Source organism: Streptomyces sp. AC550_RSS872 (genome assembly GCF_019049285.1).
GTDB lineage: Bacteria > Actinomycetota > Actinomycetes > Streptomycetales > Streptomycetaceae > Streptomyces.
On record NZ_JAGMUL010000033.1, the window covers coordinates 32949 to 58265 of the forward strand.

Genomic DNA, 25317 nt, shown 5'->3' on the forward strand with positions numbered 1-25317 from the left:
GTCCCGCTCAGCTCCCCCCGGTGTGCACCTGGAAGGCGGCGCGGCGTACGGCCTTCGCGAGGGCGGGGTCGGGGTGCGCGGCGGCGAGCGCGACCAGGACCTGCACGGTGCGGGGGTGTCCGACGGCACGCACCTCGTCCAGGAGCATCGGCACCGTCGGCTGCACCGCGGACTCCAGGTGCCGTACGAGCATCGGGGCCTCGCCGTGGTCGGCGACGGCGGCTGCGGTGTCGACCCACAGCCAGGTGGCCTCTTCCCGGGTGAGCACCTCGTGGGCGTCCTCGGGGTCGATGCCGTCGTGCTCGGCGAGCCACAGCAGGGCGTACGGCCGCAGGGTCGGCTCGTCGGCGACGGCGCGCACGTCGGGCTCGGCGGGGGCGCCGACGACGCGCAGCGCCTCGAAGGCGAGGCCGCGCAGCAGGGCGTCGTCGCCGCGGGCGGCGCCGAGGAGCTCGGTGACGGCGCTGCCGACGGGGCGGGCGGCGAGCCAGGCGCGGTATTCGTCGCGGGCGGCGTTCGGGCGGAGCTGGGCGCAGCCGCGGAGCATGTCCTCGGCGGCCTGCTCGATGTTCCCGGCGGGGCTCTGGGCGGCGACGCAGATCTGCTCCAGCTTGACCCAGACAGCCCAGCTGCCGAGCGGGGTGAGGGTGGCCTGTCCGTCGCCGTAGGTGAGGGCACCGACGGAGGCGAGGGCGTGCAGAGCCCAGTCGAGGAGCGGGGCGAGGGGGGTGTCCTCGGTGTCCTCGGCGGGCGGCGCGCCGGGGAGCGGCTCGGAGTCAGAAGGGGCGGCGCGAAGCGCCTCTTCATAAGGGTGGTGGGCGACGGGCGGGACGTAGGGGATCTCGCAGCGTTCGGTGCGCAGTTCGGTGACCCGCTGTTCCAGCAGGTCCAGGAGCTGCTCCACGGGGACGGGTCCGGCGGACAGCTGGAGGAAGGAGAGCACCTGGGGCAGGGCGGAGACGACGTCGGACACGGCGCCGTGGGCGTGCTGCTCCGGTTCCGGGTGGGCCAGCGACCAGGCGTCGAAGAGGGCGACCCAGCCGCGCAGCACGGCGCTGTCGTCGCGGTCCCAGGCGCGCAGCCGCCAGCCGGGCCGAGCGCTGTCGCCGTGTACCTCGACGAGGCCGGCGAGCCGGGCGGTGTCCCAGTCGGCGCGGACCTGAGCCACGGTCAGGCCGAGGTCGCGGGCCGCGCGTTCGGCGGTCGCGTCGGAGAGGGCGCCCTTGCCGTCGGGGCTCGCGCCGTCCCGGCCGGGGCGCAGCGCGGCGTCCGCCCAGTGGGCCACCCGGGCCGCGGCGGCCAGACCTGAGCGTGCCATTCTGGCCAGCTCGGACCGGGCCGGTGTGCCCTCCGGGGGGCGGGGTGCGGGGCGGCGTGGGCGCCGCTGGTTCACAGCTCTGGGGGCGGCGGCCAGGGGTCGCGGGCGGACGAGTCGAAGCCTGGAGTCGCGCGGGATACGGGACGTCACGGGGGCAGTCTTCCGGTTGACGGTCCGAAAACCCAAACGGAATGTCACGAGGGGCTACGGGGATGGCCAACGCACGGGGTCCGGCGAGCGGCAAGGGACGCAGAACAGGCCAGTGGTACGGGGTTAAACGGAATCCGAGGGACCGGTGCCTGCCGTCGGGCTGACCGCGGCAGGCCGGGGGCGGGTCCGGCGGCGTCACATGAGCGGTGTCATGAAGCGGCGCAGGGACTCCTCGTAGGACTCCGGGTCGACGTTCCACATGGCGGCGTGGGGGGCGCCCTCGACCGTGCGGAGGGCCACCAGGTGGGGGTGGGCGTCGGCGAGGCGGCGGGAGAGGCTCCAGGGGGCCACCCGGTCCTCGGGGCCGTGGAAGATCAGGGTCGGCACGGTGAGCGGCTCGGGGGCGCCGTCGCCGGTGAAGCGGTCGGCGCCCATGCCGGTGCGGCCCTGTGCGGCGCGGACCGCGAGGGGCAGCAGCGCGCCCGGGGTGTGGCGGGCCCTGGCGAGGGCGCGCAGGGTGGTCTCCCAGCTGAGGACCGGGGAGTCCAGGACGAGGCCCGAGACCCGGTCCCGCAGGCCGGAGTGCGCGGCGGCGCGCAGCGCCATCGTGGCGCCGGTGGACCAGCCGAGCAGGACGAGCTGCCGGGCGCCGTACCGCACGGCGTAGCGCATCGCCGCGTCCAGGTCGCGCCACTCGGTCTCGCCGAGGTGGTTCAGGCCGTCCGGTGGGCGGGGCGCGCCGAGGTCGCCGCGGTAGGCGAGGGCCAGGACCGGGAAGTGGCGGCCGCTGAGGAACTCCATGAGGTTCATGGCCTGTTCGCGGGTGGTGCCGAGGCCGTGCACCGCGATGACCCAGGTGTCCCGTGCGCCGGGGACGAACCAGGCGGGCAGGGAGCCGAGTTCGCCCGGGATGTCGATGTCGGCGTGGTCGAGGCCGAGGGCGGCGCTCGGGTTGCCGACGTGGACGTTCGGGGTGAGCCAGACGCTGTCGCCGGGTTCGAGGGTGCCGTGGGTGACGCGCTCCAGACGGCGTACGACGGTGTCGGCGGAGTGCTTCGCCGTGGCGAGGACGGGGCCGACGACCGCGTGCGAGGCATCGCCGGAGAGGCCGTAGGTGCCCGGCCGCAGGGAGGCGAGGTCGCGGGTGAGGGCGATCTGGCCGGCGGCCGTGGCGTGCACGGTGAGGCGGGGTTCGGTGGGCAGGGGGCGGCCGGCGGGGGCCGTCAGGGCTGCGCCACTGGCGAACCGGCCGGCGGCGACGCTCGCGGCGCCGGCGGCCAGAGCCACGGTGACGGCGGCGGCCGTCGCTTTGACTGTGCGCACCTGTCCAGTGTCCGGGCGGACCGGGGGCGGGGCCAGTGGGAGGGCGACTTGGGGTGAGGGCCGGGGTGGCTGGGGCGCCGGCATTTTCCTCGCCCCCGCCGCCCCTACCCGTCCCATCCCCAGGGGCTCCGCCCCTTCGACCCCGGGTCGTTCTTCGGGTGCGGGCGAGTGGGGGTGGTCGCGCCCACGCGGCGGAGCCGCAAATCGACACAGCCCCGCGCCCCTTCCGGGGCTCCGCCCCAGACCCCGCACGCGGGGGCTAGTCGCGCCGTGCCCACGCGGCGGAGCCGCATGTCGATACAGCCCCACGCCCCTTCGACCCCCCGCCATCGGCCCTTCAAGGTCACCTCTGCTGCCCGTAACCCCGCAACCGCTCCCCCGCCTCCGCCACCTGCCCTTCCGACAGCAGGGCCGGGGACAGTCCCGGTACCGATGACGCCGTGAGCCACAGGCGGGACATCCACTCGAGCTGGGCCGTGCGGTCGTAGGCCTGGTCCAGGGTCGTGCCGTAGGCGATCGTGCCGTGGTTCTGGAGGAGGCAGGCGGTGCGGTCGGCGAGGGCCCGGAGCATGTTCTCGGCCAACTCCGCCGTGCCGTACGTCGCATACGGGGCAACCCGGACGGGGCCGCCGAGGGCGCCGGCCATGTAGTGGATCAGCGGGAGCTCGGGGACGAGGGTCGAGACGGCGGTGGCGTGGACCGCGTGGGTGTGGACGACGGCACCGGCGTCGGTGGCGCGGTAGACGGCGAGATGCATGGGCAGCTCGCTCGTCGGCACCAGTGCGCCCAGCACCTGTGCGCCGGTCAGGTCGACCCCGGTCAGGTCGTCCGGCGTCAGCCGGTCGTAGGGCACTCCCGACGGCGTGACCAGCACGGTGTCACCGACGCGCACCGAGACGTTGCCGGACGTGCCGACGACCAGTCCGTCGGACACGGTCCGGCGAGCCGTCGCCACGAGGGCCTCCCAGGCCTCCGCCTCCTCGGGGCGTGCACTTCTGCCCCACGACTCCCCCATTTCCTGTGCGCCCTCCCGCGCATCCCGCGCGTCCCGCTGGTCCCGCCGCTCCTCAGCCATGCGGCGATCCTGCCAGGCGGGGCGGCGGCACGGCCTCAAGTCGCCGCCGGCCCGGGGCACTTTAGGGCGGAAGACCGACGTCCGGAAGGGTGCATACCGGGACAGATCACTCCCGCCGCCCACTTGGCCTGAGATCGATCGGGATTCAACGATCTTCCCGTAATCTCTGGGGGATTTGTCGTGCACGCAGCCATTCCGGGGGGAAATATGGCCCGTGATCGCAAACCGTCCCGTCACCGCTCCCGCCTCATAGCGGCATCGGTGGCGGCGCTCACCCTGGGCGGAACCGCACTGGTCGAGATGCCGGCCGCGGCGGCCGGAAAGCCCAAGGGCCATGACGTCTCTTCCCATCAGAAGAACGTCAACTGGCAGAGCGCCAAGGGGAAAGGCGCCCAGTTCGTCTACGTCAAGGCGACCGAGTCCCACACCTACCGCAACCCGTACTTCAACCAGCAGTACAACGGCTCCCGCAACGCGGGCCTGATCCGCGGCGCGTACCACTTCGCACTGCCGAACAAGTCGTCGGGCAGGACTCAGGCGGCGCACTTCGTGCGCAACGGCGGCGGCTGGCGGTCGGACGGCTGGACCCTGCCGCCCGCGCTCGACATCGAGTACAACCCGTACAGCAAGCACAAGTGCTACGGGCTGAGCAAGGCGAAGATGGTCGGCTGGATCCAGTCCTTCAGCAACGAGGTGAAGCGACTGACCGGCCGCCGTCCGGTGATCTACACCACCACCCACTGGTGGAACACCTGCACCGGCGCCAGCCGCGCCTTCGCCTCGAACCACGCGCTGTGGATAGCCCGCTACGACTCCGCGACCGCGGGGAACCTGCCGGCCGGATGGCAGTTCTGGACCATCTGGCAGTACGACAACGGCAGCGGCAGCCTGCCGGGTGACCAGAATCTCTTCAACGGGTCGATGACCCAGCTCCGGAAGTTTGCCCGGGGCTACTAGCCCTTGGGGCGCCTGGGCCGTGCGGTGACCGACGGAGGCGGGCGGAGGGGAAGCCTCCCCTTCCGGACGAACAACCCCCTCTTACGGACACCGCGCGGCCCGCCTCAGTTCATCTTCCGTTCACTCAGGTTACCTACGTTCGTCCAGCCAATGACCTCGAACGATTGCCTGGGTAAATGGAAAACTTCTCGCTGATCCTCGCGATTGTGGTGGTAACCGCACTCGCGTTCGATTTCACGAACGGTTTCCACGACACCGCCAACGCGATGGCCACCACCATCTCGACCGGTGCGCTCAAGCCCAAGGTCGCGGTGGCCATGTCCGCCGTGCTGAACCTTGTAGGCGCCTTCCTCTCCGTGGAGGTCGCCAACACGATCTCCAAGGGTCTCGTCGACGAGACCGGCATCCGCCCCGAGGTCATCTTCGCCGCGTTGGTCGGCGCGATCCTCTGGAATCTGCTCACCTGGCTGGTGGGCCTGCCTTCCAGTTCCTCGCACGCCCTGATGGGCGGTCTGATCGGCGCCACCATCGCCTCGGCCGGCATGGGCGCCGTCCACGGCGACGTGCTCGTCACCAAGGTGCTGATCCCGGCCATCGCCGCCCCGCTGGTCGCGGGCATCGCCGCGCTGCTCGCCACCCGCCTGACCTACGCCCTCGGCAAGAAGGCCGACGGCGACGCCAGCAAGAAGGGCTACCGCGCCGGGCAGATAGCGTCCGCCGGTCTGGTCTCCCTCGCGCACGGCACCAACGACGCGCAGAAGACGATGGGCATCATCACCCTCGCCCTGGTCGCCGGCGGCACCCTCGCCCCCGACTCCGACCCGCCCATGTGGGTCATCCTCTCGGCGGGCCTGGCCATCGCGCTCGGCACCTACCTCGGCGGCTGGCGCATCATCCGCACCATGGGCAAGGGCCTGACCGACCTTCAGCCGCAGCAGGGCTTCGCCGCCCAGACCAGCGCGGCCACCGTCATCCTGGCCTCCTCCCACCTCGGCTTCTCCCTCTCCACCACGCACTCCGTCTCCGGCGCGGTGATGGGCGCGGGCCTCGGCCGCAAGGGCGGCGTGGTCCGCTGGTCGACGGCCACCCGGATGTTCGTCGCCTGGGGCCTGACGCTCCCGGCCGCCGCCCTGGTCGGCGCGCTCGCGGAGTACGTGACCGGGTTCGGCGCCTGGGGCACGGCCCTCGTCGCGGTCTTCCTGGTCGGCTCCAGCGCCGCGATCTGGAAGATCTCCCGCCGTGAGGTCATCGACCACACCAACGTCAACGAGACCGAGGAGCCGGCCGGCGTGGTGACCACCGCCATGGCCGCCGTGACCCCGCCCCCGGCGGGCACGACGACCGAGGACCTGGCGGCCACCATCCCGGCCCCGGCCTCCGAGCCGACGCCGTCGCCCTCGCAGGCCGCGGTCTGACCCCCACCCGGTTACTCCTCCCGGTACTCAAGGAAGAAGAAGCATGAAGATCGACTGGGCGGCTCTCGGCTCCGTCTTCGGCGTCAGCCTCGTGGTCACCGTGGCCCTCGTGGGCCTGTTCACCCTCGGCATCTCGGGCCTGTCCCGCCGCGAACGGGCCGTGGCCCAGGGCGACTCGGCCGCACTCGCGGTCACGGGTGCGTACGCCTGTTTCGCGGCGTGTGCGGCGGCCGTGGGATACGGCATCTATCTGATCGTGGCCTGACGGCCCGGCGTACGGCGCGCACGGCACCTGAGACACCCGAGGTGCGGGACGGATCACCGTTCCGCACCTCACGTCTGTGTGGGCCTTCGCACACTCTCCCGCCGCAGGTCAACGGCAAGTTGACGGCCCTTCCAACCCCATGGTGGACTTCCGGGGCCAGCTACGGCGGCAGGAGAGGAAGCCGGTGTGAATCCGGCGCGGTCCCGCCACTGTCACCGGGGTAGAAAGCCCCGGGAGCCAGGAACTCTCACCGCCGGTCTCGTCGAACCAGGGCGTGGACACCCTGAGTGAGGACAGAACGCGATGCTCGCCTGCCGATCGACACGCAGTATCAGACCCTCGTCTGACCCCACGGTCGGCTGACCCCGATGCGAGCCGATCGCGTCTTCGCGTACGGCGCCGCCGCCGGACTTCTCGGTGACCTGCTGCTCGGCGACCCTCGCCGGGGGCATCCGGTCGCCGCGTTCGGACGTGCCGCCGGCGCCGTGGAAAGAGTGTTGTGGCGCGACGACCGCGCACGGGGTGCGGTGCACACCGCCGTGTGCGCCGGTGCCGCCGTGGCGCTGGGCGCCGTCGCCGCCCGTGTCGTCCGTACGTCCCCTGCCGCCTCCGTCGCGCTGACCGCCGCCGCCACCTGGGCGGTGGTCGGCGGGACTTCGCTGGCCCGGGAGGCCCGCACGATCGGGCGCGCCCTGGAGGCCGGGGACGTCGAGGGCGCGCGGGCGCGGCTGCCGCATCTGTGCGGGCGGGATCCGCAGACGCTGGACGCGGACGGGATCGCGCGGGCGGTCGTGGAGTCCGTCGCCGAGAACACCTCCGACGCGGTGGTGGGAGCCCTGGTGTGGGGGGCCGTCGGCGGAGTTCCGGGGCTGCTCGGGTTCCGGGCCGTGAACACGCTCGACGCCATGGTGGGGCACAAGTCGCCCAAGTACCGCCGCTACGGCTGGGCTTCGGCCCGGCTCGACGACGTGGCGGGCTGGCCGGGGGCCCGGCTGACCGCCGTACTCGCCGCCGTCGCCGGAGGTGACACCCGTGGGGCCGTAGGGGCCTGGCGCGCCGACGCCGGCCGGCACCCGAGCCCCAACGCCGGGCCCGTCGAGGCCTCGTTCGCGGGTGCGCTCGGGGTGCGCCTCGGCGGGACGCTGTCGTACGGCGGACGGGTCGAGCACCGGCCGGTGCTCAACGGGGCGGGGCGCGCCGTCACCGTCCAGGACATCGAGCGGGCCGTACGGCTGTCGCAGCGCGTCGGCTGGCTGGCGCTCGGCGTCTGTGCCGCCGCCCGCCGTATCGCGAAGGGACGTACGTCATGACAGGCGGGGGGCTTCTCGTCGCCGGCACCACCTCGGACGCCGGCAAGAGCGTCGTCACGGCGGGAATCTGCCGGTGGCTGGTGCGGCAGGGGGTCAAGGTCGCGCCGTTCAAGGCGCAGAACATGTCCCTCAACTCGTTCGTGACGCGCGAGGGCGCCGAGATCGGGCGGGCGCAGGCCATGCAGGCGCAGGCGTGCCGGGTGGAGCCGACCGCGCTGATGAACCCGGTGCTGCTCAAGCCCGGTGGCGAGCGGAGCAGTCAGGTCGTGCTGCTGGGCAAGCCGGTGGGTGAACTGAGCGCGCGCGGGTATCACGGCGGGCGGCAGCAGGCGCTGCTCGGGACCGTGCTCGACTGTCTCGCCGAACTGCGGGCCACGTATGACGCGGTGATCTGTGAGGGGGCCGGGTCTCCGGCCGAGATCAATCTGCGGCGGACCGACATCGTCAACATGGGCATCGCCCGCAGCGCGCGGCTGCCCGTGCTGGTCGTGGGCGACATCGACCGCGGGGGCGTCTTCGCCTCCTTCTTCGGAACCGTGGCGCTTCTCTCCCCCGAGGACCAGGAGCTGATCGCCGGGTTCCTCGTCAACAAGTTCCGGGGCGACGTCTCGCTGCTCGAACCCGGGCTCGACATGCTCCACGGCCTCACCGGCCGGCATACCTACGGCGTCCTGCCCTTCCGGCACGGGCTCGGCATCGACGAGGAGGACGGGTTGCGGGTCTCGCTGCGGGGAGCGGTGCGGGAGTCCCAGGTCTCCTCCCCCGTCGGCGAGGACGTGCTGCGGGTCGCCGTCTGTGCCGTCCCGCTGATGTCCAACTTCACCGACGTCGACGCCCTCGCCGCCGAGCCGGGTGTCGTCGTCCGGTTCGTGGACCGGCCGGAGGAACTGGCCGACGCGGATCTGGTGGTGCTCCCCGGCACCCGGGGAACCGTGCGCGCGCTGGAGTGGCTGCGCGAGCGGGGGCTCGCGCAGGCCCTGGTGCGCCGGGCCGCCGAGGGGCGGCCGATCCTCGGCATCTGCGGCGGCTTCCAGGTGCTCGGCGAGCACATCGAGGACGAGGTCGAGAGCCGGCAAGGGCATGTCGAGGGGCTCGGAGTCCTTCCCGTGCGGGTGCGGTTCGCCCGCGAGAAGACCCTCACCCGGCCCGTCGGCGAGGCCCTCGGGGAACGGGTCGAGGGGTACGAGATCCATCACGGGGTCGCCGATGTCGTAGGCGGGGAATCCTTCCTCGACGGCTGCCGGGTCGGTCAGACCTGGGGAACGCACTGGCACGGCTCGCTGGAGTCGGACGGATTCCGGCGGGCCTTTCTGCGGGAGGTGGCGGCCGCCGCGGGCCGACGCTTCGTGCCGGCCCCCGACACGTCGTTCGCCGCGCTGCGCGAGGAGCAGCTCGACCGGCTCGGCGACCTGATCGAACAGCACGCGGACACGGACGCGCTCTGGCGGCTCATCGAGTCGGGCGCGCCGCAAGGACTGCCCTTCATTCCACCGGGAGCGCCCGCATGAGCACACCCTTCCCCTTCACAGCCGTGGTCGGCCAGGACGACCTGCGGCTGGCGCTGCTGCTGAACGCCGTGTCACCGGCGGTCGGCGGCGTGCTGGTGCGCGGCGAGAAGGGCACCGCCAAGTCCACGGCCGTACGGGCGCTTTCGGCGCTGATGCCGGAGGTCCCCGTCGTCCCCGGGTGCCGTTTCTCGTGCGACCCCGCGCGGCCGGACCCCGGGTGCCCGGACGGACCGCACGAGCCGGGAGCGGGGGTCGATCGGCCTGCCCGCATGGTCGAGCTGCCCGTCGGCGCCTCCGAGGACCGGCTGGTGGGCGCGTTGGACATCGAGCGGGCGCTGGCGGAGGGCGTGAAGGCCTTCGAGCCCGGCCTGCTCGCCGACGCGCACCGCGGAATCCTGTACGTCGACGAGGTCAACCTCCTCCACGACCACCTGGTCGACCTGCTCCTCGACGCGGCCGCGATGGGCGCGTCGTACGTCGAGCGGGAGGGCGTCTCCGTACGGCACGCCTCGAAGTTCCTCCTCGTCGGCACCATGAACCCCGAAGAGGGCGAGCTGCGGCCGCAGTTGCTCGACCGGTTCGGGCTGACCGTCGAGGTCGCCGCCTCGCGGGAGCCCGACCAGCGGGTGGAGGTCGTGCGGCGGCGTCTCGCCTACGACGACGACCCGGCCGGTTTCGCCGCGCGCTGGGCGGACGACGAGGCCGAGGTACGTCAACGTATCGCTGCGGCACGGGAGTTGCTGCCGTCGGTGCGGCTCGGTGACGGGGCGCTGCGGCAGATCGCGGCGACCTGTGCCGCGTTCGAGGTGGACGGGATGCGGGCCGACATCGTGATGGCGCGTACGGCGACCGCGCTGGCCGCGTGGGCCGGGCGGACCGATGTGCTCGCCGAGGACGTCCGGCAGGCGGCGCTGCTCGCGCTGCCGCACCGCAGGCGGCGTAATCCCTTCGACGCTCCGGGACTCGACGAGGACAAGCTCGACGAGACGCTGGAGGAGTTCGCCGGCGACGAGAGCCAGAACGACGCGGACAACGAGAACGACGAGGATCCCGATCCGGACGGGCCCGGCGGGGGCGGCGGGCAGCCGCCTTCCGGGCCGGAGGGGCCGGACGGGCCGCAGGGGCCGCAGGGGCCGCAGGGGCCGCAGAGCGGTGACGCGGGCGCGCCTCCCGAGGCCGGGGAGGGCGGGCAGCCGCAGGCTCCCGGTGCCGGGGAGCAGCAACCGGTGCGGGCCTCGGAGCCCTTCCGGACCAAGGCGCTCAGCGTGCCCGGTCTCGGCGAGGGTGCGGCGGGGCGGCGTTCGCGGGCGCGGACCGAGCACGGACGGACGACCGGGGCGCGACGGCCCCGAGGGGCGCTGACCAAGCTGCACCTGGCCGCCACCGTGCACGCGGCCGCCCCGCATCAGCGGACGCGGGGGCGGTCGGGACCGGGACTGGTCGTACGGCGCGACGATCTGCGGCAGGCGACCCGGGAAGGGCGCGAGGGGAACCTCGTGCTGTTCGTCGTCGACGCCTCGGGGTCGATGGCGGCGCGGCAGCGGATGAGCGCCGTGAAGGGTGCGGTGCTGTCGCTGCTGCTGGATGCCTACCAGCGGCGGGACAAGGTGGGGCTGGTGACGTTCCGGGGGACGAGCGCGGACGTGGCACTGCCGCCGACCTCGTCGGTGGACGCGGCGGCGGCCCGGCTGGAGTCGCTGCCGACCGGGGGGCGTACCCCGCTCGCGGCCGGGCTGCTCAAGGCACACGAGGTGCTGCGGGTGGAGCGGCTGCGGGATCCGGCGCGCCGGGCCCTGGTCGTGGTGGTGACCGACGGGCGGGCCACCGGCGGGACGGAACCGGTCGCCCTCGCCGGGCGGGCCGCGCGGCTGTTCGCCGCCGAGGGGATCGCGTCCGTGGTCGTCGACTGCGAGGCCGGCTACGTGCGGCTGGGGCTCGCCGGGCAGCTCGCGGGTGAGCTGGGTGGTACGGCGGTGACGCTGGACGAGTTGCGGGCGGACTCGATCGCCGGCCTCGTCAGGGATGTTCAGGGTGGATCGCAGGGTGGATCGAACAGGAGGGCCGCGTAATGCCGCAGGGACAGCCGAGTGTGGTGCCGGACGATGGACTGACGACTCGTCAGCGTCGTAATCGGCCGCTGGTGATGGTGCACACCGGGGTGGGCAAGGGAAAGTCCACCGCGGCCTTCGGGATGGCGCTGCGCGCCTGGAACCAGGGGTGGCCGATCGGGGTGTTCCAGTTCGTCAAGTCGGCGAAGTGGAAGGTCGGCGAGGAGAACGCGCTGCGGGTGCTGGGCGCCAGCGGCGAGGGCGGCACCGTCGACTGGCACAAGATGGGCGAGGGCTGGTCATGGGTGCAGCGTGAGCTCCAGGGCGACAACCTCAGCAACGAGGAGAAGGCGCGGGAGGGCTGGGAGCAGGTCAAGCGGGACCTGGCCGCCGAGTCGTACAAGCTCTACGTCCTCGACGAGTTCGCCTATCCGCTGCACTGGGGCTGGGTCGACCTCGACGAGGTGATCGACGTGCTGCGCGACCGGCCCGGGACCCAGCATGTCGTCATCACCGGGCGCAACGCTCCCGACAAGCTCCTCGACTTCGCCGACCTCGTGACCGACATGTCCAAGGTCAAGCACCCCATGGACGCCGGGCAGAAGGGGCAGCGAGGTATCGAGTGGTGATGCCCTCGTCCTCGTCCTCGCCCGCTTCCGTGCCCCGGTTGGTCATCGCCGCGCCGTCGTCCGGCAGCGGCAAGACCACCGTCGCCACGGGGTTGATGGCCGCGCTCGCCGCGCGGGGGCTCGCCGTGTCCCCGCACAAGGTGGGGCCGGACTACATCGACCCCGGGTACCACGCGCTCGCCACCGGGCGGGTGGGGCGGAACCTCGACGCGTATCTGTGCGGGCCCGAGCTGGTGGGGCCGTTGTTCCTGCACGGGGCGCGGGGCTGCGACATCGCGGTCGTCGAGGGGGTCATGGGGATGTTCGACGGGGCCGCGGGGCAGGGGGAGCTGGCGTCCACCGCGCATGTGGCGAAGCTGCTGCGGGCGCCGGTGGTGCTGGTGGTCGACGCGTCGTCGCAGTCGCGGTCGGTGGCGGCGCTGGTGCACGGGTTCGTGTCCTGGGATCCGGAGGTGCGGGTCGGGGGTGTGATCCTGAACAAGGTCGCCTCCGATCGGCACGAGGAGTTGTTGCGGGAGGGGTTGGAGTCTGCCGGGGTGCCGGTGCTGGGGGTGTTGCGGCGGACGGCTCAGGTGGATACGCCGTCGCGGCATCTGGGGTTGGTGCCGGTCGCCGAGCGGCGGGCCGCTGCGGTGGATGCGGTGGGGGCGATGGCCGCGCAGGTGCGGGACGGGTGTGATCTGGAGGCGTTGGTCTCGCTGGCGCGGAGTGCGGGGGCGTTGGCGTGTGCTGGGTGGGATGCGGCTGAGGTCCTGGCTTCCTCGCCCCCGCCGCCCCTACCCGTCCCATCCCTGGGGGCTGCCGCCCCCAGACCCCCGCATCGGCCCTTCGGGCCTCGTCCTCAAACGCCGGACGGGCTGGAAGAACCGGCCGGGCTGGAAGAAACAGACGGGCTGAAGCAAGTTGTCGCCGTCGCCGGTGGGCCCGCCTTCACCTTTTCCTACGCCGAGCACACCGAGCTGCTCGCCGCGGCCGGGGCCGTCGTCGTTCCCTTCGATCCGTTGCGGGACGAGCAACTGCCGGACGGGACGCGGGGGTTGGTGATCGGGGGCGGGTTTCCGGAGGTGTATGCGGCCGAGCTGTCGGCCAATGAGCCGCTGCGCAAGGCCATCGGGGAGTTCGCGCTGAGCGGGGCTCCGGTCGCGGCCGAGTGTGCGGGGTTGCTGTATCTGTGCCGGGAGCTGGACGGGCGGCCGATGTGCGGGGTGCTCGACGCCGGGGCTCGGATGTCGGAGCGGCTGACGCTCGGCTACCGGGACGCGGTGGCCGTGAGTGACAGTGTGCTCGCGGTGGCCGGGACGCGGATGCGGGGGCACGAGTTTCATCGGACGGTCGTGGAGCCCGGGGCGGGGGAGCTGCCCGCCTGGGGGATGCGGCTGCCGCAGAAGCGGGTCGAGGGGTTCGTGCGGCGCGGGGTGCACGCCAGCTATCTGCACACGCACTGGGCGGCCGAGCCCGGTGTCGCCCGGCGGTTCGTGGCGAGGTGCCGTACCGCGGACGGGGTCGCCCGGTGAGAACGGACACGGTCGGGGAGCTCGTGGTGGGTGTCGGCGCCTCGAAGGGCGTCCCCGTCGGCGAGATCCTCGCCCTGATCGAGGGCGCCCTCGGCGACCGGGGCCTCTCCCCCGCGTCCCTCACCGAGCTCGCCACGGTCGAAGCCAAGGCCGGCGAACCCGGCATCGTCCGGGCCGCCGCGCTCCTCGGCGTCCCCCTCGTCACCTACTCCGCCGACGCGCTGGCCGCCGTCGACGTCCCCCACCCCTCCGACGCGTCCCTCGCCGCGACCGGCACCCGCTCGGTCGCCGAGGCGGCCGCCCTCGCGCGCGGCGGGGAACTCCTCGTACCGAAGCGGAAGTCGGAGCGCGCCGACGGACGGCCGGCGAGGGCGACCTGTGCCGTCGTACGGCGTCCCGGGCCGGACGGCCGACATGATGACCGCGCCGCCGCAGGCGACGTCCTGCCGCACCACCCCGTTCCGCCCTCCGAGGAGTCGTCGTGACCACTGAGCCGCCCGCCCTGCTCATCGCCGGTCAGGGCACCCGGGACGAGGCCGGGGCCGAGGCGTTCCGTGACGTCGTACGGGAGTTGGGGCGCCGCCACCCCGAGCTGCCCGTCTCGGGCGGCTTCCTCGCGCTCTCCTCGCCGCCGCTGGGCGAGGCCGTCGCGGAGCTGGTCGAGCGGGGTGTACGGCGGTTCGCCGCCGTGCCGCTGATGCTGGTGCCCGCCGGGCACGCCAAGGGTGACATCCCGGCCGCGCTGGCTCACGAGAAGGAGCGGCACCCCGGGATCTCGTACACCTGCGGCCGCCCGCTGGGCCCGCATCCCGCGCTGCTGTCCGTACTGGAGCGGCGGCTGGACGACGCGCTCGGCTCCGCGGGGCGCACGCCGGGGGACCGGGCCGAGGTGACCGTGCTGCTGGTCGGGCGGGGCTCGACCGACCCGGAAACCAACGCCGAGGTGCACAGGGCGGCGCGGCTGTTGTGGGAGGGGCGCGGTTTCGCGGGCGTGGAGACGGCGTTCGGGTCGCTGGCGGCGCCTGATGTGCCGAGCGGTCTCGACCGGTGCGTGAAGCTGGGCGCGCGGCGGATCGTCGTGCTGCCGTACTTCCTGTTCCCGGGCGTCCTGCCGGACCGGGTGCGCGATCGGGCCGAGGGGTGGGCGGCGGCGCATCCGGAGATCGAGGTGCGGTCGGCGGACGTCCTCGGTCCGGTGCCGGAGCTGCTGGATCTGGTGATGGAGCGGTACGAGGAGGCGGCACTCTCCCATGCACACTGAAGCGCACGATCTTCGGCATCACGGTGACGCCGAGGTCCGTGACGACGGTTCGGCACTCGTCGACCTCGCCGTGAACGTCCGCGCGGACACGCCGCCCGCATGGCTGCGGGAGCGGATCGCCGCCTCGCTGGGCTCGCTCGCGGCCTACCCGGACGGGCGGGCGGCGCGGGCGGCGGTCGCGGCGCGGCACGGGCTGCCGGCGGAGCGGGTGCTGTTGACGGCGGGGGCGGCGGAGGCGTTCGTGCTGCTGGCGCGGGCGCTGAAGGTGCTGCGGCCGGTCGTCGTGCACCCGCAGTTCACGGAGCCGGAGGCGGCGCTGCGGGACGCGGGGCACAGCGTCGACCGGGTGCTGCTGCGGGAGGAGGACGGCTTCCGCCTCGACCCGGCGGCCGTCCCCGAGGACGCCGACCTCGTGGTCATCGGCAATCCCACCAACCCGACGTCCGTGCTGCACCCCGCCGCCGCCCTCGCCGGACTCGCCCGTCCCGGACGGACGTTGGTCGTGGACGAGGCGTTCATGGACGCGGTGCCGGGTGAGCGGGAGGCGTTGGCGGGGCGGACGGACGTGCCGGGTCTGGTGGTGCTGCGCAGCCTGACCAAGACGTGGGGGCTGGCCGGGCTGCGGATCGGCTATGTCCTCGCCGCGCCGGAGACCATCGCCGAACTGGAGCGCGCCCAGCCCCTGTGGCCCGTCTCCACACCCGCGCTCGCCGCCGCCGAGGCCTGCGTGGCACCGCAGGCCCTGGCGGAGGCGGCTCACGCGGCCCACCGCATCGCCGCCGACCGGGCCCATCTCGTCGCCGGCCTTGGCGAGTTCGCCTCGCTCGGGCTCCGGGTCGTCCAGCCCGCGGAGGGTCCCTTCGTCCTCGTACGACTGCCGAGGGCGGCCGGCGTACGGCACCATCTGCGCGACCTCGGGTTCGCGGTGCGGCGCGGGGACACCTTCCCCGGACTGGGCGAGGAGTGGCTGCGGTTGGCGGTGCGGGACCGGGGGACGGTCAACCGGCTCCTGCGGGCGCTGGACCAGGCGATGGCTCTGGCGCGTCGCTGAGCCCGGCCGGCACGCGCTCCACGGTTGACCGGGCTGTTGACCGAGGGGCCCTCTGGAGCCTCCCCCGCGAGGTCAGCTCCTGCCGCGCCGCGCCAGGACCACCGCTCCCCCGCCCGCGAGGAGCAGGGCCACCGCGCCGCCCGCGATGTACGGCGTCATCGAGTTGCCGCCGGTCTCGGCGAGACCCTCGTCGCCGGACTCGCCCTGGGGCTTCACGTCACCGGCCGAACCGGCTCCCGGGTCGGTGCTGGGACCGGCGCTCGGGTCGGCCTCCTGCGCGGGCTCGGCCGGGCTCTCACAGGTCGCCTCGGCCAGCGTCAGGGTGCCCTGGACGTCGGCCACGTTCAGCTTCAACGGGTTGACGGACACCTTGAGTTCGAGGGCGGTGGCGGCGGCCGTCCGTGAGGTCTCCTCCGTCTTGGCGTAGTCGAGGCGCACGTCGCCCACGCCGGGCACCTTGACGTTCGTGGTGCCGCCGGCGGTCAGGGTGACCTTCTTGCCCAGGACGGTGACGTCGCCGAGCAGGTTGGAGGTGGCCGTCGGCGCCTTCCCTGCCTCGCAGGTCGCCTTGGAGGTGACCTGGCCGACCTCGATGAGGGAGAGCAACGGCAGACCGGGGACGTGGACCTTGGCGTGGGCGAGGTGGGTGTACCCCTCGGCCTTGCCGTCCGCGACCGTGGCCTTCGACTGGGCGACCTCGGCGTTCAGCACACTGAAGGGCCGGCCGCCGTCGACGCCGTTCAACTCGGCGGTGAGCGTGGCCTTCTCGGCGCTCTGCGGCGCCTGCACTTCGTTGAGGGAGACCGCGAGCGGGACGTTCACGGTCTTGTTGAGCAGGGAGACGTCGAGCCCGGTACGGAGCACGACGGCGCTCGCGCGACCCTCGTCACCGGTCGCGTGCGCGGTGCCCGCGGTGCCCAGGGCCGCGGGACCGGCGGCCAGGGCGGTGGCCGTCGCGACGGTGGCGAGACGGCGTGCGGGCAGGCGGAAGTTCTTGCCGTTCAAGGTGGGGACCCCCAGGGGAGACTTGCTCGGGACCCGGCAAGAATCGCGTACCGAGAGTGAACAGTCAGCAATCCGCCCGGACTTCACTCCTCCGTGGGGTTTCCGTGAACTTTTTCGAATCGCGCGGCACGGGTGTTCCATGCTTTCACCGTCGCACCGGCGTCTTTCCGAATATGCGGGTTGACGCCCCGGAGCGCGAGACGGCGCGCACGACGGCCACCGCGGGGTTCCGTCACGATCCGTAACGTCCCGTCGTCCCGTCGCCCCGTCGCCCCGTCGAGGTCAGCCGACGACCCGCCCGTTCAGCACCACCCGCCGGGGCGCCGCCAGCACCCGTACGTCCGCCCGCGGGTCGGACTCGTACACCACGAGGTCGGCCGCGGCGCCCTCCTCCAGGCCGGGGCGGCCTAGCCAGGTCCGGGCCGACCAGGTCGTCGCCGCGAGGGCCTCGACCGCGGGGATGCCGGCGGTGACCAGTTCCTCCACCTCGGCGGCCACCAGGCCGTGCGGCAGGGTGCCGCCCGCGTCGGTGCCGACGAAGACCGGGATGCCGGCGTCGTAGGCGGAGCGGACGGTGTCGTAGCGGCGTTCGTGGAGCCGGCGCATATGGGCGGACCAGCGGGGGTACTTGGACTCACCGCCGTCGGCCAGGTTGGGGAAGGTCGCGATGTTCACGAGGGTGGGGACGATGGCGACGCCACGCTCGACGAAGAGGGGGATCAGGTCCTCCGTCAGCCCGGTGGCGTGCTCGATGCAGTCGATGCCCGCCTCGACGAGGTCGCGCAGGGAACTCTCGGCAAAGCAGTGCGCGGTGACCCGGGCGCCCAGGCGGTGGGCCTCGGCGATGCCCGCCTCGACCGCGTCCCGCGGCCAGGTCGGTGCGAGGTCCCCGAGGTCGCGGTCGATCCAGTCGCCGACCAGCTTGACCCAGCCGTCGCCGCGGCGGGCCTCCTGGGCGACATGGGCGACGAGGTCCTCCGGTTCGATCTCGTGGGCGTAGCCGCGGATGTAGCGGCGGGTGCGGGCGATGTGCCGGCCGGCCCTGATGATCTTCGGCAGGTCCTCGCGGTCGTCGACCCAGCGGGTGTCGGAGGGCGAGCCGGCGTCGCGGATGAGCAGGGTGCCGGCGTCGCGGTCGGTCAGCGCCTGCTTCTCGGCCACGTCGTCGTCGACGGGACCGTGCGGGCCGAGCCCGACATGGCAGTGCGCGTCGACCAGGCCGGGGAGGGCCCAGCCCTCGACGGTCCGGACGTCGCGGCCACCCACGGGACGGTCGTACGAGATCCGGCCGTCGACCACCCACAGCTCGTCCCGGACGTCCTGCGGACCGACGAGGACCCGGCCCTTCACGTGCAGCACCGCGCGTTCGCTCATGAGTGCACCCTAATGACCGGGCCCCGATGACCGGCTAGTCGCCCTTGCCCACCTGGCCGGAGGTCTCCTCCTCCACCTCGGCCATCGCCGGGTCCAGGAGCCGGGACAGGAAGTGGCGGGTGCGTTCGTGCTGGGGGTTGCCGATGACCTGGTCGGGAGTGCCGTCCTCGACGATCACTCCGCCGTCCATGAAGACGACCCGGTCGGCGACCTCGCGCGCGAAGGTCATCTCGTGGGTGACGACCATCATGGTCATGCCCTCGTTCGCCAGCATGCGCATCACCGCCAGTACGTCCCCCACCAGCTCGGGGTCCAGCGCCGACGTCGGCTCGTCGAAGAGCATCACCGCGGGGCCCATGGCGAGCGCACGGGCGATGGCGACGCGCTGCTGCTGGCCGCCGGAGAGGGAGGCGGGGTACGCCGACGCCTTCTCCGACAGGCCGACGCGCTCCAGGTTCTCGGCGGCGACCTTCGCGGCGGCGGCCTTGTCCCGCCCCAGGACCCGGCGCTGCGGCAGGGTGAGGTTCTCGGTCACCGTGAGGTGCGGGAAGAGGTTGAACTGCTGGAAGACCATGCCGATGCCGCGGCGTACGGCGTCGATGTCGACGTCCGGGTCGGTGAGCTCGGCGCCGCCGACGAAGACCTGGCCCTTGCTGGGCTCCTCCAGCAGGTTCACGCACCGCAGCAGCGTCGACTTGCCCGAGCCGGACGGGCCGATCACACAGACCACCTCGCCCTGCTTGATCTCCAGGTCGATGCCGCGCAGCACCTCGTTGGCGCCGAAGGACTTGTACAGGCCGCGGACTTCGATCTCCGGCCGGGAGCCCGGGGTCTGGATCTTCTCTGTCACTTCACGGCCTCCTGGGCCTTCGCCTCCATACGGCGCACGACGAAGCCGAGCGGAATGGTCACCAGCAGATAGCACAGGCCCGCGACCAGGATCGGCGTGGAGTTGGCGGTCTGGCTGGCCAGGTCGCGGCCGAACTTGGACAGCTCGCGCTCCTCCAGCGTGACACCGAGGAACAGCACCAGCGAGGAGTCCTTGAAGAGCAGGACGAGTTCGTTGGTCAGCGGCGGGAGGATGATCCGGAACGCCTGCGGGATGATGATCGAGATCATGGCCCGGGCGGGCGAGAAGCCGAGCGAACGCGCCGCCTCCATCTGTCCCTTGGGGACCGCCTGGATGCCCGCGCGGATCGTCTCCGCCATGTAGGCGGCGGCCACCAGGCCGAGCGCGAGTGCCACCTTGCCGTACGTCCCGCCGGGGATCTCCGTCCCCGGGAAGGCCAGCGGTACGGCGACCCCGATGAAGATGAAGATCAGCAGGGCGGGCAGGCCGCGGAAGATCTCGATGTAGACGCCGGCCAGCCAGCGGTACGGACCCACGGACGACAGCCGCATCAGCGCGATCACCATGCCGAGCACGAGTCCGACGACGAAGCCGGACACGGTGTACAGCACGGTGTTCTTCAGCGCCAGCGTGATGACGTCCGGGAACATCTGCCGGGCGATGTCGCCCTGCGCGAACTGGTTCGCGAGCCGGTCCCAGTCGGCCGCGACCGCGAAGGCGATCACGGCCGCGACGAAGACGACGTACTGGATGCCGCGCGACAGGCTGCGCTTCTGGCGCCGGGTCAGGCCCTTCTTCTTCGGCTGGAGTCGTACGTCCGTGCCGGTCATGAGGCGGACGGAGACGCGGATGCCGCGGACTCGTCGTACGGGCCGATCCACTGCTCGTACAGCTTCTTGTACGTGCCGTCGGCCTTGGCGTCCGCGATCGCCTTGTTGATGGCCTGGCGGAGCTTGGTGTTGCCCTTCTTCACCGTGAAGCCGTACTGCTCACCGGTGTTGATCTGCTCGGCGACCTCGAAGGCGGCCGCGTTGGCCTTGTCCTTCAGCCAGCCCTGGACGACCGGGTAGTCGATGACGACCGCCTGGACCTGGCCGGTGCGCAGGCCGTTGATCACGGCGTCGGAGGACTCGAAGGAGACCGGGTCCAGGCCCTTGCTCTTGGCGTAGTCCTCGCCGGTGGTCTGCGCCTGGGCGCCGACCTTCTTGCCCTTGAGGCCGGCGAAGGACGAGATGCCGCTCTTCTTGTCGACCAGGACGGCCTGGGTGGCCTCGAAGTACGGGTCCGAGAAGTCGACGTTCTTCTTGCGCTCGTCGGTGATGGTCATGCCGGCGGCGGCGAGGTCGCACTGTCCGGCGTTGAGGGAGCCACCGGTCTTGAAGTTCTCGAAGGGCTGGTCGACGATCGCCTGCTGCACGCCGAGGTCGTCCGCGACCAGGTCGATCAGCGACACGTCGAAGCCCTGCACCTTGCCGTCGATCTCCGACTGGAAGGGCGGGTAGGGCAGATGGGTGCAGGTGGTGAGCTGCCCCGCCTTGACGACTTCGACACCGCCGGCCGCCGTCTTCGTACCGCTGCCGCCGTTGCCGTCGGAGGAGCAGCCGGCCACGAGCACCAGCCCGGCCGTCGCGGTGGTGGCGGCCAGAATGCGGGTCCGGCGCCCGAAGGTCGTCTTCACGGGGGGCCTCCTGTCAGGGAACTATGAGTTCCGATTATAAGGAGAGGTTTGAGATCCCCAAACCAAACCGATGGCTAAGGGGTCGTTCGACCTAAGAAGTCGGGTGCGGGAAGGGGCGTTGGGGCTCGCGGTTACGCTCGTCACGTCGTCCCCCGGAGCGAAGAGAGCGAAGAGAGCACCGCCGTGACCCACCCCTTCCTGGACCTGGCCCCGCTGAGCGCCGCCCGATTCGCCGCCATCGAGGACCGGGTGGCGCGGCTGCTCGGTACCGAGCAGGACGTCGTGATCATGCAGGGGGAGGCGCTGCTGCCGCTGGAGGGGGCGATCCGGGGGACGGCCGGGCCCGGCACGGTCGCGCTGAACGTCATCACCGGCCCCTACGGGCAGACCTTCGGGGACTGGCTGCGTGACTGCGGCGCGACCGTGATCGATCTGGCGGTGCCCTTCCACACGGCGGTCACCGCGGACCAGATCCGGGAGGCCTTCGCCGAGCACCCGGAGATCGACTTCGTGTCCCTGGTGCACGCGGAGGCGGCGACCGGCAACACCAACCCCGTCGCGGAGATCGGTGAGGTCGTGCGGGCGCACGGGGCGCTGTTCTACCTGGACGCGGTGGCGTCGATCGGGGCCGAGCCGGTGCTCCCGGACGCGTGGGGTGTGGACCTGTGCGTGATCGGGGCGCAGAAGGCGATGGGCGGGCCGGCCGGGGTGTCGGCGGTGTCGGTGAGCGAGCGGGCGTGGGCGCGGATGGCGGCGAATCCGCGGGCGCCGCGGCGGTCGTATCTGTCGCTGCTGGACTGGAAGGAGCGGTGGGTCGACGGCGGGCGGAGGGTGCTGCTGCATGCGCCCGCGCAGTTGGAGATGCTGGCGCTGGAGGCGTGTGTGGAGCGGATCGAGGGGGACGGGCTGGAGGCGGTGATGGGCCGGCATCAGGCCGCCGCGCTGTCCACTCGGGCCGGGGCGGTGGCCCTTGGCGGGGGGTTGGAGCCGTATGTGCACGACGTCCGGGAGGCTGCTCCGGTCGCTACGACGTTGAGGGTGCCGGTGGGGGTGGTGGCGTCGGACGTGGTGGCTCGGGCCGTGGCGAGCGATCCGGGGTTGCCGCTGGTCGCCGGGGGTGGGGCGTTGGCCAAGGAGATGATCCGGGTCAATCACTACGGGGGCGATGCGACGGCGGACGTGGTGCGGGGGTGTGTGGCGGCGCTGGGGGACGCGCTGGCGGAGCAGGGGCTGGGTGTGGATGTGGAGGGTGCGTTGCGGGCGGTGGACACGGGCTGGCGCTAGGGGCCTTTCTCGCCCCCGCCGCCCCTACCCGTCCCGTCCCTGGGGGCTGCGCCCCCAGACCCCCGCTGTCGGCCCTCCGGGCCTCGTCCTCAAACGCCGGACGGGCTGAAATACCCAGCCCCTCCGGTGTTTGGCGAAAGACTTGGCCTGCGCGCCGGGTGGTCTGGGTCCGGGCCGCCATGCAACGCTCCCGGTATGACCACCACCGACGCGCCCGCCCCCATGAACCTCCCCGACGGTCGCCCCATCCCCCTCACGACCGGCGACGAGCGCCCCATGCTGGAGAGCTGGCTGGACTTCCACCGCGCCACGCTGGAGCTGAAGTGTGCGGGGCTGGGCGACGCCCAGGTACGGCTGGCCTCCGCCGAGCCCTCGGGGCTGACCCTGCTCGGTCTGGTGCAGCACCTCGCGGAGTGTGAGCGGAACTGGTTCCAGCGGGTGGCGGGCGGGGTGGACGTGCCGCCGGTGTACGGGGAGGGCAACGGGAGCGGATACGCCCTCGACGCCGGGCGCGGGATCGGCGAGGCGCTGGATGTGTGGCGGCGGGAGATCGCGCGGGGGCGGGAAGTCTGTGGCGCGCGGGCTCTGGACAGCGTGGGGCGGATCGAGGACGGGCCGATGGCAGGGGTCGAGGTCAGTCTGCGGTGGGTGCTCATTCACATGATCGAGGAGTACGCGCGGCACAACGGCCACGCCGATATTCTGCGAGAACGTATCGACGGTGTAACCGGAGCCTAAATTCAACTTAATTCCGGGAATTCTTTTCAGGGCAGCTTCCCATCCTCTTCTGCCCGCTTTCTCCAAAGCTAAACGCAAAGATTTCGCGAACGCCATCCGTACCAATTCGGGCAGATCTCGTAAGAGTTACATGGCTGTGACGCGTTCCACACCGTGACCGTTTTGGGTGGGATTTAGAGGGTGAAATCGGGCACTTCACCCCAGCATGGCACCACCCCTCACGCCCGCGTGATAACACACCCACGGCCCATACGTAACCCCGCACGGCCATGCAATTTCAATTTTCCCTCGGTAAATTCAATTCGCATGACTGCCGCACAAGCAGACCTGCAAATCGACCGTCCGGCGGTGGCCGACGGGGCCGCGCTGTGGCGGATTGCCAGAGACTCCAAGGCCCTCGACCTCAACTCGTCGTACAGCTATCTGCTGTGGTGCCGCGACTTCGCCGGCACGTCGGCCGTCGCCCGCGACGAGCGCGGGGAGCCGGTCGGCTTCGTCACCGGATACGTACGGCCGGAGCGACCGGGCACCCTGCTCGTCTGGCAGGTGGCCGTGGACGACGCCTACCGCGGACGCGGCATCGCCGGCGCACTGCTCGACGGGCTCGTCGCACGCGTCGTTGCCGAGCACGGCGTCACGAGCGTCGAGACCACCATCACACCCGGCAACATCGCCTCCGAGCGCCTGTTCGACGCCTTCGCCGCGCGGCACGGTGCCGCTCTGGAGCGCGAGGTGCTGTTCTCCACCAGCCTGTTCCCCGACGGGCCGCACGACCCCGAGGTCCTGTACCGCATCGGTCCCCTCTCCCTCTGACGACCACCACGCACTCCCCCCACGCAACGAGGAGCGATTCGTCGTGACCATCACCCAGCCCGACCTCAGCGTCTTCGAGACCCTGGAGTCCGAGGTGCGCAGCTACTGCCGCGGCTGGCCCACCGTCTTCGACCGTGCTCGGGGCAGCCGTATGTACGACGAGGACGGCCACGAGTACCTGGACTTCTTCGCCGGCGCCGGTTCGCTGAACTACGGACACAACAACCCCGTCCTGAAACGGGCGTTGATCGACTACCTGGAGCGGGACGGCGTCACGCACGGGCTCGACATGTCCACGAGCGCCAAGCGGGCCTTCCTGCAAACCTTCCAGGACCTGGTGCTGCGGCCGCGTGACCTGCCGTACAAGGTCATGTTCCCGGGACCGACCGGGACGAACGCCGTCGAGTCGGCGCTGAAACTGGCCCGGAAGGTGAAGGGGCGCGAGGCCATCGTCTCGTTCACCAACGCCTTCCACGGGATGTCGCTCGGCTCCCTCGCCGTCACCGGCAACGCCTTCAAGCGGGCCGGCGCCGGGATCCCGCTCGTGCACGGCACGCCCATGCCGTTCGACAACTACTTCGACGGCACGGTCGAGGACTTCCTGTGGTTCGAGCGGCTGCTCGAGGACCAGGGGTCCGGGCTGAACAAGCCCGCCGCCGTGATCGTCGAGACCGTGCAGGGCGAGGGCGGCATCAACGTCGCCCGCCCGGAGTGGCTGCGCGCGCTCGCCGAGCTGTGCGAGCGGCAGGACATGCTGCTCATCGTCGACGACATCCAGATGGGGTGCGGGCGTACCGGTGCCTTCTTCTCGTTCGAGGAGGCCGGCATCACCCCCGACATCGTCACCGTCTCGAAGTCGATCAGCGGCTACGGACTGCCCATGTCCCTGTGCCTGTTCAAGCCCGAGCTGGACATCTGGGAGCCGGGCGAGCACAACGGCACCTTCCGCGGCAACAACCCCGCCTTCGTCACCGCCACCGCCGCCCTGGAGGCGTACTGGGCGGACGGGTCCGCGATGGAGAAGCAGACCCAGGGGCGCGGCGAGCAGATCGAGCAGGCGCTCATCTCCATCACCGAGGAGAACCTCGCCGACGTCAAGGAGTACCGCGGGCGCGGGCTCGTGTGGGGCCTGGAGTTCCACGACAAGGAGCGCGCCGGACGCGTCGCGCACCGAGCCTTCGAACTCGGGCTGCTCATCGAGACGTCGGGCCCCGAGAGCGAGGTCGTGAAGCTGCTTCCGGCGCTCACGATCACCCCGGAAGAGCTGGACGAGGGACTCAGCGTCCTCGCCCGCTCCGTCCGGGAAACCATCTGAAACACCACCTAGGAGGCATCGCAGCACCGTGATCGTCCGTTCGTTCAAGGACATCGAAGGAACCGACCGCCATGTGAAGTCGGCGTCGGGCACCTGGGAGAGCAAACGCATCGTCCTCGCCAAGGAGCGGGTCGGCTTCTCGCTCCACGAGACGATCCTGTACGCGGGTACGGAGACGTCGATGTGGTACGCGAACCACATCGAGGCCGTCGTCTGCGTCGAGGGCGAGGCCGAGCTGACCGACCACGAGACCGGGCGGACGCACGCGATCACGCCCGGGACCATGTACCTCCTGGACGGCCACGAGAGGCACACGCTGCGGATCAAGGAGGACTTCCGCTGCATCTGCGTCTTCAACCCGCCCGTGACCGGCCGGGAGGACCACGACGAGAACGGCGTCTACCCGCTGCTCACCGAGCCCGAGGAGGTGTGAGAA

Annotated in this window: 22 protein-coding genes, 2 pseudogenes and 1 riboswitch; of the genes and pseudogenes, 16 read left to right on the forward strand and 8 right to left on the reverse strand. The window is 72.0% G+C overall.

Going from position 1 to position 25317, the window contains the following annotated elements; translation table 11 throughout:
* Positions 1-7 precede the first annotated feature (7 nt).
* The 3 genes from KUM44_RS16455 to KUM44_RS16465 form a co-directional block, all read right to left on the reverse strand.
* Positions 8-1318: a hypothetical protein gene (locus KUM44_RS16455; protein WP_254389611.1), complete on the reverse strand. Its 1311-nt coding sequence runs from the start codon at positions 1316-1318 to the stop codon at positions 8-10.
* 345 nt (positions 1319-1663) lie between these two features.
* A complete protein-coding gene (locus tag KUM44_RS16460; RefSeq protein ID WP_217208633.1) occupies positions 1664-2791 on the reverse strand; it encodes an alpha/beta hydrolase in 1128 nt (375 codons plus the stop codon).
* Positions 2792-3134: 343 nt separating this feature from the next.
* Positions 3135-3866, reverse strand: coding sequence for a class II aldolase/adducin family protein (locus KUM44_RS16465; protein WP_217208634.1), 732 nt, complete (start codon positions 3864-3866; stop codon positions 3135-3137).
* Positions 3867-4073: 207 nt separating this feature from the next.
* Between KUM44_RS16465 and KUM44_RS16470 the strand changes: the two genes are divergently transcribed.
* The 11 genes and pseudogenes from KUM44_RS16470 to cobC all read left to right on the forward strand — a co-directional run bounded on the left by KUM44_RS16470 (position 4074) and on the right by cobC (position 15824).
* The gene (locus tag KUM44_RS16470) at positions 4074-4823 is read left to right on the forward strand and encodes a lysozyme (RefSeq protein ID WP_217208635.1); all 750 of its coding nucleotides are present in this window, start codon (positions 4074-4076) and stop codon (positions 4821-4823) included.
* Between the two features lie 176 nt (positions 4824-4999).
* Entirely contained in the window at positions 5000-6238 is a 1239-nt protein-coding gene (locus KUM44_RS16475) for an inorganic phosphate transporter (RefSeq protein WP_217208636.1), read from the forward strand.
* 43 nt (positions 6239-6281) lie between these two features.
* Entirely contained in the window at positions 6282-6503 is a 222-nt protein-coding gene (locus KUM44_RS16480) for a hypothetical protein (protein WP_030051597.1), read from the forward strand.
* A gap of 125 nt (positions 6504-6628) precedes the next feature.
* Positions 6629-6771: riboswitch (cobalamin riboswitch) on the forward strand.
* A gap of 100 nt (positions 6772-6871) precedes the next feature.
* Positions 6872-7813 carry a cobalamin biosynthesis protein gene (locus tag KUM44_RS16485; protein WP_217208637.1) on the forward strand — a complete coding sequence of 314 codons (942 nt, stop codon included), beginning with the start codon at positions 6872-6874 and terminating at the stop codon, positions 7811-7813.
* On the forward strand, positions 7810-9321 hold the full coding sequence (locus KUM44_RS16490; RefSeq protein WP_217208638.1) for a cobyric acid synthase: 1512 nt from the start codon (positions 7810-7812) through the stop codon (positions 9319-9321). The genes KUM44_RS16485 and KUM44_RS16490 overlap by 4 nt, the downstream gene beginning before the upstream one ends.
* A complete protein-coding gene (locus tag KUM44_RS16495; protein WP_217208639.1) occupies positions 9318-11390 on the forward strand; it encodes a putative cobaltochelatase in 2073 nt (690 codons plus the stop codon). Before KUM44_RS16490 ends, KUM44_RS16495 begins: the two co-directional genes overlap by 4 nt.
* A complete protein-coding gene (cobO, locus tag KUM44_RS16500; RefSeq protein ID WP_217208640.1) occupies positions 11390-11998 on the forward strand; it encodes a cob(I)yrinic acid a,c-diamide adenosyltransferase in 609 nt (202 codons plus the stop codon). The genes KUM44_RS16495 and cobO overlap by 1 nt, the downstream gene beginning before the upstream one ends.
* Positions 11998-13512, forward strand: coding sequence for a cobyrinate a,c-diamide synthase (locus KUM44_RS16505; RefSeq protein ID WP_217208641.1), 1515 nt, complete (start codon positions 11998-12000; stop codon positions 13510-13512). Before cobO ends, KUM44_RS16505 begins: the two co-directional genes overlap by 1 nt.
* A gap of 20 nt (positions 13513-13532) precedes the next feature.
* A pseudogene (locus KUM44_RS16510) lies at positions 13533-13910 on the forward strand (cobalamin biosynthesis protein); the annotation flags it as partial.
* 83 nt (positions 13911-13993) lie between these two features.
* Positions 13994-14752, forward strand: a pseudogene (locus KUM44_RS16515) (sirohydrochlorin chelatase); the annotation flags it as partial.
* 10 nt (positions 14753-14762) lie between these two features.
* Positions 14763-15824, forward strand: coding sequence for an Rv2231c family pyridoxal phosphate-dependent protein CobC (cobC, locus tag KUM44_RS16520; RefSeq protein ID WP_217208644.1), 1062 nt, complete (start codon positions 14763-14765; stop codon positions 15822-15824).
* A 72-nt stretch (positions 15825-15896) separates the two neighbouring features.
* On the opposite strand, the gene KUM44_RS16525 is transcribed toward cobC, so the two are convergent.
* The 5 genes from KUM44_RS16525 to KUM44_RS16545 all read right to left on the reverse strand — a co-directional run bounded on the left by KUM44_RS16525 (position 15897) and on the right by KUM44_RS16545 (position 20731).
* Positions 15897-16829, reverse strand: a complete 933-nt coding sequence (locus tag KUM44_RS16525; protein WP_217208645.1) for an SCO1860 family LAETG-anchored protein — start codon at positions 16827-16829, stop codon at positions 15897-15899.
* Positions 16830-17111: 282 nt separating this feature from the next.
* The gene (locus tag KUM44_RS16530) at positions 17112-18203 is read right to left on the reverse strand and encodes an amidohydrolase family protein (RefSeq protein WP_217208646.1); all 1092 of its coding nucleotides are present in this window, start codon (positions 18201-18203) and stop codon (positions 17112-17114) included.
* A gap of 34 nt (positions 18204-18237) precedes the next feature.
* The gene (locus tag KUM44_RS16535) at positions 18238-19053 is read right to left on the reverse strand and encodes an amino acid ABC transporter ATP-binding protein (RefSeq protein ID WP_308402629.1); all 816 of its coding nucleotides are present in this window, start codon (positions 19051-19053) and stop codon (positions 18238-18240) included.
* The gene (locus KUM44_RS16540; protein WP_217208647.1) at positions 19050-19883 is read right to left on the reverse strand and encodes an amino acid ABC transporter permease; all 834 of its coding nucleotides are present in this window, start codon (positions 19881-19883) and stop codon (positions 19050-19052) included. Before KUM44_RS16540 ends, KUM44_RS16535 begins: the two co-directional genes overlap by 4 nt.
* The gene (locus KUM44_RS16545; RefSeq protein ID WP_217208648.1) at positions 19880-20731 is read right to left on the reverse strand and encodes a transporter substrate-binding domain-containing protein; all 852 of its coding nucleotides are present in this window, start codon (positions 20729-20731) and stop codon (positions 19880-19882) included. The genes KUM44_RS16540 and KUM44_RS16545 overlap by 4 nt, the downstream gene beginning before the upstream one ends.
* Before the next feature lie 183 nt (positions 20732-20914).
* On the opposite strand from KUM44_RS16545, the gene KUM44_RS16550 reads away from it, so the two are divergent.
* The 5 genes from KUM44_RS16550 (at position 20915) to KUM44_RS16570 (ending at position 25314) form a co-directional block, all read left to right on the forward strand.
* Complete coding sequence (locus tag KUM44_RS16550; RefSeq protein WP_217208649.1) at positions 20915-22015, forward strand: aminotransferase class V-fold PLP-dependent enzyme; 1101 nt, start codon at positions 20915-20917, stop codon at positions 22013-22015.
* Positions 22016-22210: 195 nt separating this feature from the next.
* Complete coding sequence (locus KUM44_RS16555) at positions 22211-22753, forward strand: DinB family protein (RefSeq protein ID WP_217208650.1); 543 nt, start codon at positions 22211-22213, stop codon at positions 22751-22753.
* A 306-nt stretch (positions 22754-23059) separates the two neighbouring features.
* On the forward strand, positions 23060-23566 hold the full coding sequence (gene ectA / locus KUM44_RS16560; protein ID WP_217208651.1) for a diaminobutyrate acetyltransferase: 507 nt from the start codon (positions 23060-23062) through the stop codon (positions 23564-23566).
* Between the two features lie 43 nt (positions 23567-23609).
* Positions 23610-24881 carry a diaminobutyrate--2-oxoglutarate transaminase gene (gene ectB / locus KUM44_RS16565; protein WP_217208652.1) on the forward strand — a complete coding sequence of 424 codons (1272 nt, stop codon included), beginning with the start codon at positions 23610-23612 and terminating at the stop codon, positions 24879-24881.
* A gap of 28 nt (positions 24882-24909) precedes the next feature.
* Positions 24910-25314: an ectoine synthase gene (locus tag KUM44_RS16570; RefSeq protein WP_217208653.1), complete on the forward strand. Its 405-nt coding sequence runs from the start codon at positions 24910-24912 to the stop codon at positions 25312-25314.
* Positions 25315-25317 lie beyond the last annotated feature (3 nt).